This window comes from Enterobacter cloacae complex sp. P12RS, from assembly GCF_014895875.1.
GTDB classification, from domain to species: domain Bacteria; phylum Pseudomonadota; class Gammaproteobacteria; order Enterobacterales; family Enterobacteriaceae; genus Enterobacter; species Enterobacter bugandensis.
This window is the reverse complement of sequence record NZ_JADBQO010000070.1, coordinates 1-203: the sequence shown is the minus strand read 5'-3', so window position 1 is coordinate 203 and position 203 is coordinate 1. Positions and strand designations below refer to the sequence as shown.

General features: G+C 65.0%; 1 protein-coding gene. It reads left to right on the top strand.

Annotation, left to right across the window (positions count from 1 at the left end):
* A partial coding sequence (locus IM284_RS22610; RefSeq protein ID WP_193055948.1) for a hypothetical protein occupies positions 1-203 on the top strand: 203 nt, incomplete at both ends.

The following is a 203-nucleotide window of genomic DNA, read 5'->3' as shown; positions in this document are numbered from 1 at the left end:
GATGGTACCGTCACCGTCAGCCAGACCAGCCTGAAGGCCGGGGAGTTCCGGGTGGAGGCCACCACCGGCGATAACTGGACGCAGGCGAAGTCTGGCCAGGTGACGTTCACGGCTGACAGCAGCACGGCAAAAGTCAGCGCGCTGGAGGTGATCGACAATAACGCCGCAGCAGACGGGACGGACACGACGCGCGTCAGGGTGAC